The organism is Micromonospora sp. CPCC 206061 (assembly GCF_036906915.1).
Lineage (GTDB): Bacteria > Actinomycetota > Actinomycetes > Mycobacteriales > Micromonosporaceae > Phytohabitans.
On the sequence record NZ_JBAKHX010000010.1, the window covers coordinates 86,182 to 97,204 of the forward strand.

Here is an 11,023-nt window from a genome sequence, read left to right on the forward strand (position 1 = left end):
AGTACCATGGTCGGGTGCCCGACGATGAGCATGACTTCCTCGACAGCTACGACCCGCGTGGCTTCCCGCCGGTCGCGGTCGCTGTCGACCTGGTGATCCTGACCGTTCGCCAGGGAGACCTGTGTGTCCTGCTGGTGCGCCGCGGCGCCCCGCCGCAACGCGGGCGCTGGGCACTGCCCGGCGGCTTCATCCGTCCAGATGAGACGCTCGACCAGGCCGCCCGTCGCGAACTGGCCGAGGAGACCGGCCTCCAGGCGGGCAGCCACCTCGAACAGCTCGCCAGCTACGGCGACCCGGACCGCGACCCTCGCATGCGCGTCGTCTCGGTCGCCTACCTGGCCATGATCCCGGATCTGCCCCAGCCGACCGCCGGCACCGACGCCAGCGACGCCCGGTACTGGCCGATCACCGACCTGGACCGCGACGATGAGGCGGCGCTGGCCTTCGACCATGACCGCATCCTCACCGACGCCGTCGAGCGCGTCCGCGCCAAGCTCGAGTACACGGGACTGGCCACCGCATTCCTCGACGAACCGTTCACCATCGCCGACCTGCGCCGGACCTACGAGGCCATCTGGGGCGTCCCGCTACATCCCGCCAACTTCCGCCGCAAGGTCCTCTCCACACCCGGGTACGTCGTACCCACCCATGAGAAGGTCGCCACCGGCCGCGGCTGGGCCGAGCTGTACACGCGCGGCGCCATCACTCAGCTACACCCGCCAATCCTGCGCCCCCGCGACACCGCTTGAGCGGATGTCCCTCGCGCACTACGCCGCGCGTTTCCCGTCCCTCATGCTCTTCGTGGGGGTGGGCGACGGCCAAGGGCCGGCGCTGCACCACCCGGCCTTCCTGACGATCGAGCTGGCCACGGCGGCAGCGGGGGCGGGGGCATCGGTGGTGCTGCTGACCGACCAGTACCTGTCCCCCATCGCCGACATCGCCGAGGCGGTGCTGCCGGCGCGGGTCGACGCGCCGAGCCCGTTCGACAGCCTGGTGCCGGCGATGGCGCTGGTGGAGAGCCTGGTCGCGGGCGTGAGCGACAAGCTGGGCGACGCGGCGCGCAAGCGGTTTCGGCAGCTGGAGGACCTGCGGCCCGACCCGGATGAATCAATCACTTCATCTTGAAACCGGTTACCCTCCGGCCTGTAACGTTCGCCTCAAAAAGGAAGCGCGGGAGGAGGCGACGTGCAGGACGTCATCGTCGTCGGTGGCGGCGCGATGGGCTCCGCGACCGCGTGGGCGCTGACCCGGGCCGGCCGCGAGGTGCACCTGCTGGAACAGTTCGAGCCCGGCCACACGCGTGGCGGCTCGCACGGCGCCAGCCGGATCTTCCGCCTCGTCTACTCAGAGGCCGACTACGTGGCCCTGGCCCGCCGCGCCCTGCGCGAGTGGCGCGATCTGGAGGCAGAGTCCGGCACCGCACTGCTGACCGCCACCGGCGCCATCGATCACGGGCTCGCCGGGGCGGTGCTGGCCGGCGTCACCGGCGTGCTGGCCGACCAGGGCGTGCCGTTCGAGATCATCGACCCCACGGCGGCACGGCGCCGCTGGACCGGCATGGCGTTCGGCTCCCCCGTCCTGTACCAGCCGGACGGCGGGCGCCTGCGCTCCGACGCGGCAGTGGAGGTGCTCCAGAAGCTGGCCGCCGCCGCCGGCGCCCGGATCGAGCACGGCACGGCCGCGACCGGCGTCACGGTGCGCGGCGACGACGAGGTCGAGGTACGCACCGAAGCCGGCGTGCTGCGCGCCCGGCACGCCGTCGTGGCCGCCGGATCGTGGGCGCCCACGCTGCTGCGCGGCATGCTCGCCCTGCCGCCGATCACCGTGACCCAGGAGCAGCCGGCACACTTCGCGCCGGTGCTCGCGGACGCGCAGTGGCCCAGCTTCATCCACTGGCGACCGGAGCACGACGCGTACGGCCTGCTCACCCCGGGCGAGGGCGTCAAGGTGGGCTTCCACGGCGCCGGCCCGACCGTCGACCCCGACCGGCGGGACTTCACCGCCACCGAGGAGGGTAACCAGATGCTGCGCGGCTACGTCGAACGCTGGCTGCCAGGGCTCGACCCGGACACCGCCGCGCCGGTCACCTGCCTGTACGACAACACGACCGAGGGCGACTTCGTCATCGACCGGGTCGGGCCGCTCACGGTGGCCACCGGCTTCTCGGGGCACGGGTTCAAGTTCGTGCCGGTGATCGGGCGCATCGTGGCCGACCTGGTCACCGGGGCGGCTCCCGCGCCGGCGCGGTTCCGCCTGGCACACGCATGACCACCTGGCTGACGCGGGACGAGGCGCGCGAGCGGGCCGCGCTGCTGCGGGTGACCGGGTACGACGTGGCACTGACCGTCGACGGGGATGGCGAGAGGTTCGCCTCCCGGACCACCGTCACGTTCGAGTGCGCGGAGCCCGGCGCGGACTCCTTTGTGGACGTCGCCGCCGCCGTCCTTCGTTCGGCTTCCCTGAACGGCGTGCCGCTTGGCGCCCTCTCCGGTACGCGCATCGCGCTGCCGGGCCTGGCCGCGCGCAACGTGCTCATCGTCGAGGGCGATTTCGCCTACAGCACGTCGGGCGAGGGCCTGCAGCGGATCGTCGACCCGGTCGACGGGGCCGTCTACCTGTACTCGATGACGTTCCTGGCCGAGGCGAAGCGGATGTTCGCCTGCTTCGACCAGCCGGACCTCAAGGCGCCGTTCACCTTCCACGTCACCGCACCCGAAGACTGGGTGGTGGTCTCCAACGGCGCGGTCGCCTCCCGCGAGGGCGGCACCGTCCACTTCGCGCCGACCAAGCCGATCCCCACCTACGTGACCGCGGTCGCCGCCGGCCCCTACCACCGGGCCACCGACCGGGTCGACGGGCCGGACGGCCCCATAGGGCTCGGTCTGTACTGCCGTGCCTCGCTCGCGCCGTACCTCGACGCGGACGACATCTTCGCCGTCACCAAGGCCGGCTTCGACTTCTTCCACGAGGCGTTCGACTACCCGTACCCGTTCGGCAAGTACGACCAGATCTTCGCGCCGGAGTTCTACGCCGGCGGCATGGAGAACGCCGGCGCGGTGATCTACCGTGACGAGTTCCTGTACCGGTCCCGGGTCACCGACACCGAGCGCCTGGAACGGGCCGAGACGCTGCTGCACGAGCTGTCGCACATGTGGTTCGGCGATCTGGTGACCACCCGCTGGTGGGACGACACGTGGCTCAACGAGGCGTTCGCCACGTTCGCCGCGCACCTGTCGCTGGCCGAGGCGACCCGGTTCACGCAGTCGTGGACCGTGTTCGCCCAGCAGACCAAGGAGCACGCGTACGAGCAGGACCAGCTGCCCAGCACGCATCCCATCTCGGCGGACGTGCCGGACCAGCAGGCCGCCCTGGTCAACTTCGACGACATCACGTACGCCAAGGGCGCCTCCGTGCTCAAGCAGCTCGTCGCGTACGTGGGCCGGGACGCGTTCCTGCGGGCTCTGCGCGACTACTTCCGCCGGCACGAGTACGCCAACACGTCGCTGACGGACCTGCTGGCGGCGCTCGAACACACCAGCGGGCGGGACCTGCGGGCATGGTCGGCACAGTGGCTGACGACCTCGCAGGTCAACACGCTGCGGCCCGAGTACACCGTGGACGGTTCCGGGCGGTTCGCGTCGTTCGCGATCCGGCAGGGCGCCCCGGCCGAGCACCCGACGTTGCGGGCGCACCGGCTCGCGATCGGCCTCTACAGCGGCGCCGACCGGCTCGAACTGATCCACCGCGTCGAGGTCGACGTCACCGGCGAGCGCACCGAGGTGCCCGCCCTGGTCGGCGTGGCCCGCCCCGATTTAGTACTGGTAAACGACGACGACCTGACGTACGCGAAGGTACGCTTCGACCCGGCGTCGCTGGCCACCGTCACCGGCCGCATCCCCGACCTGGCCACGTCACTGCCTCGGGCACTGTGCTGGGCCGCCCTGTGGGACATGACCCGCGACGGCGAGCTGCCCGCCAGCGAGTACACCGGCCTGGTGCTGGCCGGCATCGACGCCGAGACCGAGTTCAGCGTCTTCCACGCACTCCTGTCCAACGTGGACGTCGCGCTCCGGCGGTACACGGCGAACCCGGGGACGGGCTGGGCGGCGCTCGCCGCGAAGGCGTGGACCGCGCTGGAGCCGGCCGAACCCGGCGGCGACCGGCAGCTCGCCTGGCTGGGCGCGTTCGCCGGGTCGGCGGGCGGCACCGACCGCGCCGGCACGCTGCGCGCACTCTACGACGACGACGTCAAGGTCGAAGGGCTCGCGCTCGACCTGGACGCGCGCTGGAGGATCCTGCACGGCCTGGTGCCGTACGGGCTGGCCGGCGACGCCGACATCGAGGTCGAGCTGGCGCGCGACCGCAACTCCACCGCCGCCCTGCACGCCGCCACCGCCCGCGCGCTGCGCCCTGACTCCGGCGCCAAGGAACGCACCTGGGGGTTGCTGACCGGCGGCAGCCCGCTGACCGGTCAGACCTTCGTGGCGTACGCGGGCGGCTTCTGGCACCACGCCCAGGCCGAGTCCCTGGCGGCGTACGTGCCGCGCTACTTCGACGCGCTCGAAGACCTGTGGCGCCGCCACGAGGCCGGGCTGATCGCCAAGGAACTGACGGCACACCTGTTCCCCACGATCGCCGGACCGTCCACCATCGACGCGGCCGACGCGTGGCTGGCGCTCGACGACACCCCAGCGGTGCAGCGCCGCCTGGTGCTGGAAAAGCGCGACGAGGCCGCCCGCGCCATCCGAAACCGCGCCCGGGATGCCCAGTGACGACCGGCACCGTCGCTTACCGGGGCCACGAAACGTGGTACCAGGTCACCGGTGACCTCCGCGCGGACCGCGCCCCACTGGTCGTGCTGCACGGCGGACCCGGCGCCGGCCACGACTACTGCCTGCCGATGCGCGCCCTCGCGGGCGACGGCCGGGCGGTGGTCCTCTACGACCAGCTCGGCTGCGGCAACAGCACCCACCTGCCGGACGCCGACCCGGGGTGAGGGACCCCACCTGCTCCCCTACGGGCTACCCGACCTCAAAGATTGGTCGTGGAACTCAAAGCCGGTGAAGCCGCCGTTCCAGCCACGACCCGCGACGGATGATGGAATGCTAGGCCACAAAACGGGCGAAAGAGAGCATGATCGACGTGGGCGATTGGTTCCGCCGCACGATCGTGGAGACCGGCCGGCTGCCGCTCTTCTGCTTCTTTGTGGGCATGGTGGTCGGTTTCGGGTTCATCCGCACCTCGGTGCGCATGATCAGGGCACAGGTGCGCTGGTGGCCGGGGAACCTCCAACCGGGCGGCCTGCACATCCACCACGTGGTATTCGGCGTGGTGTTCATGCTGGTTGCCGGCGTAGCGGCGCTCGCGATGAGCGACACCACCGGACCCGGGATCGCGGTGGCGGCGACCGTCTTCGGCGTCGGCGCCGCACTCACGCTCGACGAGTTCGCGCTGATCCTGCGCTTGGAGGACGTCTACTGGTCTGAGCAGGGGCGCACCTCCGTCGACGCCGTTTTCGTCGCGGTCTCGCTCACCGGCCTGCTGCTGTTGGGAGTCCGGCCGATCGGCCTGGACGACTTCCGGGCCGCGCGGGTGGAGGGTGGCGGTGCGGCGTTGTGGTGGACCGCATTCGTCAGCGCGGTGATCAACTTCAGCTTCGCGGCGATCACACTGCTCAAAGGCAAGATCTGGACCGGCATCATCGGCCTCTTCCTGCCGATCCTCATCCTCGTCGGTGCGATCCGGCTCGCGCGTCCGCACTCGCCATGGTCTCGCTGGCGCTATCACCGCCCGGGCGCCCGCGCGGCGCGCAAGCTGGCCCGAGCTGAGCGTCGGGAGGACAAGGTACGCGCGCCACTGGCGCGGGCCGGGGCACGCCTGCAGGACCTTGTCGCGGGCCAGCCCAGCTCCCCCGATCGCCGCCTCCGCTAAGGGCCTGCTGCCGGGCCTTGAAGACGACGCGCTGGAGTCGTACAAGGTCCGCGAGGACCTTGGCCGCAACCGGCCACAGGAATTCGGCGCGCGCACGGTGGAACTGCGGGAGAAGGCACCCCCGCAAGCCGAGCCAGCCGGGAGCGCTCAAGAAGACCATCGACGCCGTACTGCACTAGGGCGGCGCGTGCCTGAGGGTTCGGACGCGCCGGGCTGGGTAACCACTGCACGACTGCCGCATTGGCCGTCGACGTAGCAGGAGGTTTCCATGGGCCTGGATGACAAGGTCGATAACAAGGCTGAAGAGTTGGGTGGCAAGGCCAAGGAGCGTGTCGGTGAGGCCACCAACGACAAGGATCTAGAGGCCGAGGGCAAGGGCGACCAGGCTGGCGCCAACCTGAAGCAGGCCGGTGAAAAGGTCAAGGACGCCTTCAAGGACTGAGTACACCGAATGCCACAACGATGCGGCGGCCCGCGACCCCAGGTCGTGGGCCGTCACATCTGTCTGCACACGCGTCCGGCGGAAGGTGAGCCGAACTGATGGATGCGGCCGAGAGTCTGGCCGGCGGCCGGGCGGTCCGGTCAGCGGTCGTCGTCAACCCCGCCAAGGTCGACGACCTCGATGGGTTCCGCGCGAGCGTCGACGGTGTGCTGACCGCAGCGGGGTGGCCGGCGCCGCATTGGTACCAGACCACGCGCGAGGACCCGGGACGCGCCCAGACGGCGGCGGCGGTCGAAGCTGGCGCCGAGATCGTCTTCGTTGCCGGCGGCGATGGCACCATCCTGTCCGCGGTCTCCGCGCTCGTGGGCACGGACACCGCGATGGCGGTCCTGCCCTCGGGCACCGGCAACCTGCTCGCCGCGAACCTCGGCCTCTCCACCGACGTGGCGGCCGGGCTCGAGGTGGCACTGGAGGGCGGCCTGCGCCGGCTGGACGTGGGAGAGGTCGACGGGCACCACTTCACCGTCATGGCCGGGATGGGATTTGACGCCCGCATGCTCGACGCGACCTCGGACAACGCGAAGGCGCGCATCGGCTGGCCCGCGTACGTGCTCGGCGCCTTGCGGCATATCACCGACCGGCGGATGGATGTCACGGTCCGCATCGACGGCGGCAGGCCGATCCGGCGCCGGGCACAGACCGTGCTCGTGGCCAACGTCGGGCGCCTACAGGGAGGCGTGCGCCTGCTGACCGAGGCCAAGCCGGACGACGGCCTGCTGGACGTGGCGATCCTGACCCCCCGCCACCTGCGGCACTGGCTGGCGCTGGGCTGGGCGGTGCTGCGGCGCAGGAAACGGGTGCCCTCGATGGAGGTGTTCCGCGGGACCCGCGTGGAGGTGGCCTGCGACCGGGTTCAGCCCCGGCAGCTGGATGGCGACCTCATCGAGCCGAGCCGGCTGCTGAACGTACAGGTGCTCCCGAAGGTCCTCTGGCTGTGTGTGCCGCAGCCGGCCGGCCACCCGGACCTGGCTAAGGACGCCGACGCGGCCGCCGAGCGCGCCCACCGCCGCGGCGAGGGCAGATCGCCCGGCGATCAGCGGGTTTGATACGCCGCGGTCAGGGAACATTTGCCGCATATCTTGGCCTGATCTTGGGGGTTACATGACGGCATCCACGGTCAGGACCCGCTCGCCAGGCGCTGACCTCCGCTTCGGGCTGCTGCGGTTCCCGGGCGTGTATCGCCCGCAGGCGGACACGGCGCTACTGGCCGCCGCCACGGCTGCCGCGCCAATCCCGCTCGGCGCGCGGGTGCTCGATGTGTGTACGGGCAGCGGGGCGCTTGCGGTGACGGCGGCCCGGCTCGGAGCGGCCGAGGTGACCGCGGTGGACGTGTCCCGGCGAGCCGTGATGTGTGTGCGGCTCAACGCGTGGACGCGCGGGTTGCCGGTACGCGCGCGGCGCGGCTCGCTCGCCGACCTCCTGGCGGCGCCGCCGTGGCGAGGCGACGAGCCAGCGGGCGGCCCCTACGACGTGGTGCTCGCCAACCCGCCTTACGTACCCTGCCCATCCACGACGGCGCCGACCGGGCGCGAGCGCGCCTGGGACGCCGGGCCAGACGGTCGCGCCGTCCTGGACCCGTTCTGCGCGGCGGCGCCCGGACTGCTGTCCGCCGCGGGTTTCGTACTGCTGGTGCACTCACACGTGTCCGATGTGGAACGGTCGCTCGCCCTGCTGCGACAGGGCGGCCTCCAGACTGCGGTGGTGGCGCGGCAACGGGTGCCGTTCGGCCCCGTCATGTGGGCGCGCGCCGCGTACCTGGAAGAAACCGGGCTGGTGAGACGCGGCCAGCGTCACGAGGACCTGGTGGTGATCCGTGCCTCCCGCCGCTGAGCCGCGCCGGGTCGTCGTGGTGCCCGGCGGGCCGGTGCTGGTGGAAGGGCCGGTGGAGCTGGTGCTGCCGGACGGCACGTCGGTCCGCTCGGAACGGTTCATGGTGGCGGTGTGCGCGTGCCGCCGCAGCAAGCGATATCCGTTCTGCGACACCAGCCACCGCCGCCGCGTGCGCGTGGAGGCGGAGGCGCGGGAGTCAGAGTAGGGCCGACCGCCCTGCTCGCCAGCTGCCGAGCAGGTGCTCGCCGAGCTGGTCTTCCAGCAACTCGGTCGCCTGGATGCCGAAGACCACGTCCGCCGCGAGGTCCGGCTCCTGTTCGAGTAGGTCGCCAAGGACGTCGTGCCGCATGACCTGCTCGTGTACAGCGTCCGCCTCGACGTGTTCGGTGTAGAAGAGCCGGCAGGCGGGGTCGGCGCCCAGCCGGGCCAGCGCCTCGTCCATCCGCTGCGCGCTCGGCCCGGTGGTGATCTCGGCGGCGGTGAAGTGGCCGGCCAGCGCGCCCCGCCAGCGCCGGTGCAGGCCGAACAGCGACATCATGTTCACAGTGGCGAGGGCACAGGCGGGCGCCCGGTCCAGGTAGTGCAGGTACGCCGGTGACAGCCCGGCGGCGGCGAGCAGGTCCGCGAAGAGGCGGGAGTGCATCCGCTCCGCCCGGCCAGCGCCGAACTCGTCGTACTCCACCGCGACCAGAGCGGCCTTGGCGCGCCCGTCGAGGCGGGGAATGACCCAGGCGTGCGGCTCGGCCTCCTTGTGGTGATAGATGGAGCGCACGGCGAAGTACTCCCGCATCTGCCACCATTCGCCCTCGTCGCGCAGGAAGTGGCTGACGCCGGTGCCGGGCACCGGCTCGACCAGCAGCGCGTCCACGACGTCCGCCACGTTGGTGCCGCCCGCCACTTGCTCGGTCATGCCGGCCAGGAACACCGCCTCCAGCTCAGCGCGCAGGCGCAGCAGGTCGGCGTCCCACTCCCACTCGGGATCGACGCCAGCGAAGCCGCGGTAGTGCAGCTCGTAGCACAGGTGCAGGGCAAGCTGGAGGTCGTCGCCGAACGGGTCGGCGCCGCGGGCGGCGGCGCTGGGTGCGACCCCGCCGGTCAGGGCCGCCACGACCGCCGCCGAGAGCGGGCCGCGGGCGGCGGGCAGCGTGAGGGTCGCACTAACCATGTGGTACCTCCGGAGGTAGGGCCGCTCCCGAGTACCCCAAACCGGCAGGTTCATCCCCCACTGTCAGCGCCGTCACGACAGCCCCGAGGCCGCTCGCCGCAGCGACCCGGCGCTGGCGATCCGCGCCGGTGCCGCCGGACCGCAGTTGGTCGAGCAGCGCGCGCACCTCCGGTAGGTCACCGGCCTCGGTGAGGGCGATCCGGACGTGGTCGAGCAGCGCCGCCACAAGGTCCACGGCCGGTACCCGCCGATACAGTCCAAGGTGGACAGCGGGACCGACCAACCCGTAGCGGGCGGCGTTCCACACCGCGGCGGCGGCCACCTGCGCCGGAACCGGCTCCGCCTCTCGCCCGCGGGCGAGGTCGGTGAGGGCGGTGCGAACCAGGGCGCGGGTCAACAGCGCCTGGAGCACCGCCTCCTCCACCGTGGACGCCGTGTCCGCGACGCGCACCTCCACAGTGGGCAATCGAGGTGAAGGCCGGGCGAGCCAGAACGTCTGCGCCTCATCGGCCACCACGCCGCACTCCACGAGCCGACCCACCTCGGCCTGGAACGCGGCGTGATCCGGGAAGTACGGCGCCAGCCCGGAGCCGGGAAAGCGGGACTGCTGAACGATCCGCCAGCTACCGTAGCCGGTGTCCCGCTCCCGGCGGAAAGGCGAGTTGACGGACAGCGCCAGCAGGGTGGGTAGCCAGCGGGCCAGATGGTTGACCACGGCGACTGCGGTGTCCCGGTCGGCGACGCCGATGTGCACATGGCAGCCGCAGGCCTCATAGTCGCGGGTCACCTCGCCGTACATGTCGTCGATGGCGGCGAACCGCGCCAGGCTCGACGGCACCGCGCCGCCGGAGCCGCGTACCGGCGAACCGCTCGCTACCACTACCGCGCCGTGATCCCTCGCGGCGGTGGCCACCGCTCGACGACCGGCGGCAAGATGCGCACGCAGGTCAGCGGCGTCGCCGCAGACGCCGGTGGCCGCCTCGACCTGGGTGTCCCGCAGCTCCCGCTGGACCGTCGCGCCCACGGGCAGGTCGGCTGCCGAGGCCCGGGCGACGACCTTCTCAGCCAGGGGGGCGGTCGCCCCGGAAGCTGGGTCGACGAGCAGGAACTCCTCCTCGACGCCCATGGTCTCGGCGCTCATGACGAAACGTGATACCCGACCGAGATCCGGACAAAACGCGGAGTTTTGGCTGGTTGGCGGGTGGGTAGCTGACGGCTATGACAACCAGCAGCGAGGTGTTCCTGATCGGCGGGCCGCGCGACGGCGACGTGGTGAAGGCCGGCGACCCCGGCCTGGTGGAGATCGAGGCTGATGGCATGGTCCACCGCTACATCCCGACGAAGCAGACGCGTCCCGTTGACGGCGCCGACCTACCGGCCTACAACTACGACGGCATGGTGAACCCGGCGGGCGCCCAGGACGGCGTGGAAGACGCCGAGAAGCGGATGGCGTCTCCCCTCGCCGAGGAGGAAGACCGCTAGCTACCCTTCGCCGTCCCCGGACGCGGACTCAGTCAGATGAGGCGCCGCGCGAGTCGCCCCGATCCCTGGCCTGTCTCAGGCTGGGGATCGGCGTTTTGGAGCGACCTTCGCGG

Annotated in this window: 13 protein-coding genes; 11 read left to right on the forward strand and 2 right to left on the reverse strand. The window is 71.6% G+C overall.

The window, feature by feature from the left end; translation table 11 throughout:
• Positions 1-14 precede the first annotated feature (14 nt).
• The 10 genes from V6V89_RS10750 (at position 15) to V6V89_RS10795 (ending at position 8,468) form a co-directional block, all read left to right on the forward strand.
• Entirely contained in the window at positions 15-749 is a 735-nt protein-coding gene (locus V6V89_RS10750) for an NUDIX hydrolase (protein ID WP_334618888.1), read from the forward strand.
• Positions 750-753: 4 nt separating this feature from the next.
• Positions 754-1,125, forward strand: coding sequence for a MurR/RpiR family transcriptional regulator (locus tag V6V89_RS10755; RefSeq protein WP_334618889.1), 372 nt, complete (start codon positions 754-756; stop codon positions 1,123-1,125).
• Between the two features lie 60 nt (positions 1,126-1,185).
• Positions 1,186-2,268: an N-methyl-L-tryptophan oxidase gene (gene solA, locus V6V89_RS10760; protein WP_334618890.1), complete on the forward strand. Its 1,083-nt coding sequence runs from the start codon at positions 1,186-1,188 to the stop codon at positions 2,266-2,268.
• Complete coding sequence (pepN, locus tag V6V89_RS10765; protein WP_334618891.1) at positions 2,265-4,772, forward strand: aminopeptidase N; 2,508 nt, start codon at positions 2,265-2,267, stop codon at positions 4,770-4,772. Before solA ends, pepN begins: the two co-directional genes overlap by 4 nt.
• The gene (locus V6V89_RS10770; protein ID WP_334618892.1) at positions 4,769-4,996 is read left to right on the forward strand and encodes an alpha/beta fold hydrolase; all 228 of its coding nucleotides are present in this window, start codon (positions 4,769-4,771) and stop codon (positions 4,994-4,996) included. Before pepN ends, V6V89_RS10770 begins: the two co-directional genes overlap by 4 nt.
• A gap of 146 nt (positions 4,997-5,142) precedes the next feature.
• Positions 5,143-5,931, forward strand: a complete 789-nt coding sequence (locus V6V89_RS10775; protein WP_334618893.1) for a hypothetical protein — start codon at positions 5,143-5,145, stop codon at positions 5,929-5,931.
• Between the two features lie 268 nt (positions 5,932-6,199).
• Positions 6,200-6,373, forward strand: a complete 174-nt coding sequence (locus V6V89_RS10780) for a CsbD family protein (protein WP_334618894.1) — start codon at positions 6,200-6,202, stop codon at positions 6,371-6,373.
• A gap of 98 nt (positions 6,374-6,471) precedes the next feature.
• Positions 6,472-7,479, forward strand: coding sequence for a diacylglycerol/lipid kinase family protein (locus V6V89_RS10785; protein ID WP_334618895.1), 1,008 nt, complete (start codon positions 6,472-6,474; stop codon positions 7,477-7,479).
• A 55-nt stretch (positions 7,480-7,534) separates the two neighbouring features.
• Entirely contained in the window at positions 7,535-8,263 is a 729-nt protein-coding gene (locus tag V6V89_RS10790; protein ID WP_334618896.1) for a 50S ribosomal protein L11 methyltransferase, read from the forward strand.
• Positions 8,247-8,468 carry a CDGSH iron-sulfur domain-containing protein gene (locus V6V89_RS10795; RefSeq protein WP_334618897.1) on the forward strand — a complete coding sequence of 74 codons (222 nt, stop codon included), beginning with the start codon at positions 8,247-8,249 and terminating at the stop codon, positions 8,466-8,468. The genes V6V89_RS10790 and V6V89_RS10795 overlap by 17 nt, the downstream gene beginning before the upstream one ends.
• Here V6V89_RS10795 and V6V89_RS10800 read toward each other — a convergent pair.
• Complete coding sequence (locus V6V89_RS10800; protein ID WP_334618898.1) at positions 8,460-9,428, reverse strand: iron-containing redox enzyme family protein; 969 nt, start codon at positions 9,426-9,428, stop codon at positions 8,460-8,462. The two genes, V6V89_RS10795 and V6V89_RS10800, sit on opposite strands and share 9 nt — an antisense overlap.
• Positions 9,421-10,569, reverse strand: coding sequence for a carboxylate-amine ligase (locus tag V6V89_RS10805; protein ID WP_334618899.1), 1,149 nt, complete (start codon positions 10,567-10,569; stop codon positions 9,421-9,423). Before V6V89_RS10805 ends, V6V89_RS10800 begins: the two co-directional genes overlap by 8 nt.
• A gap of 77 nt (positions 10,570-10,646) precedes the next feature.
• On the opposite strand from V6V89_RS10805, the gene V6V89_RS10810 reads away from it, so the two are divergent.
• The gene (locus tag V6V89_RS10810) at positions 10,647-10,910 is read left to right on the forward strand and encodes a hypothetical protein (protein WP_334618900.1); all 264 of its coding nucleotides are present in this window, start codon (positions 10,647-10,649) and stop codon (positions 10,908-10,910) included.
• The last annotated feature ends 113 nt before the right edge of the window (positions 10,911-11,023 follow it).

What these genes read in the sequence shown, in the direction of transcription:
- V6V89_RS10755 (WP_334618889.1), top strand. Translation starts at nt 754, where the DNA reads ATGTCCCTCGCGCACTACGCCGCGCGTTTCCCGTCCCTCATGCTCTTC.
- pepN (WP_334618891.1), top strand. Translation starts at nt 2,265, where the DNA reads ATGACCACCTGGCTGACGCGGGACGAGGCGCGCGAGCGGGCCGCGCTG.
- V6V89_RS10780 (WP_334618894.1), top strand. Translation starts at nt 6,200, where the DNA reads ATGGGCCTGGATGACAAGGTCGATAACAAGGCTGAAGAGTTGGGTGGC.
- V6V89_RS10785 (WP_334618895.1), top strand. Translation starts at nt 6,472, where the DNA reads ATGGATGCGGCCGAGAGTCTGGCCGGCGGCCGGGCGGTCCGGTCAGCG.
- V6V89_RS10790 (WP_334618896.1), top strand. Translation starts at nt 7,535, where the DNA reads ATGACGGCATCCACGGTCAGGACCCGCTCGCCAGGCGCTGACCTCCGC.
- V6V89_RS10800 (WP_334618898.1), bottom strand. Translation starts at nt 9,428, where the DNA reads ATGGTTAGTGCGACCCTCACGCTGCCCGCCGCCCGCGGCCCGCTCTCG.
- V6V89_RS10805 (WP_334618899.1), bottom strand. Translation starts at nt 10,569, where the DNA reads ATGAGCGCCGAGACCATGGGCGTCGAGGAGGAGTTCCTGCTCGTCGAC.
- V6V89_RS10810 (WP_334618900.1), top strand. Translation starts at nt 10,647, where the DNA reads ATGACAACCAGCAGCGAGGTGTTCCTGATCGGCGGGCCGCGCGACGGC.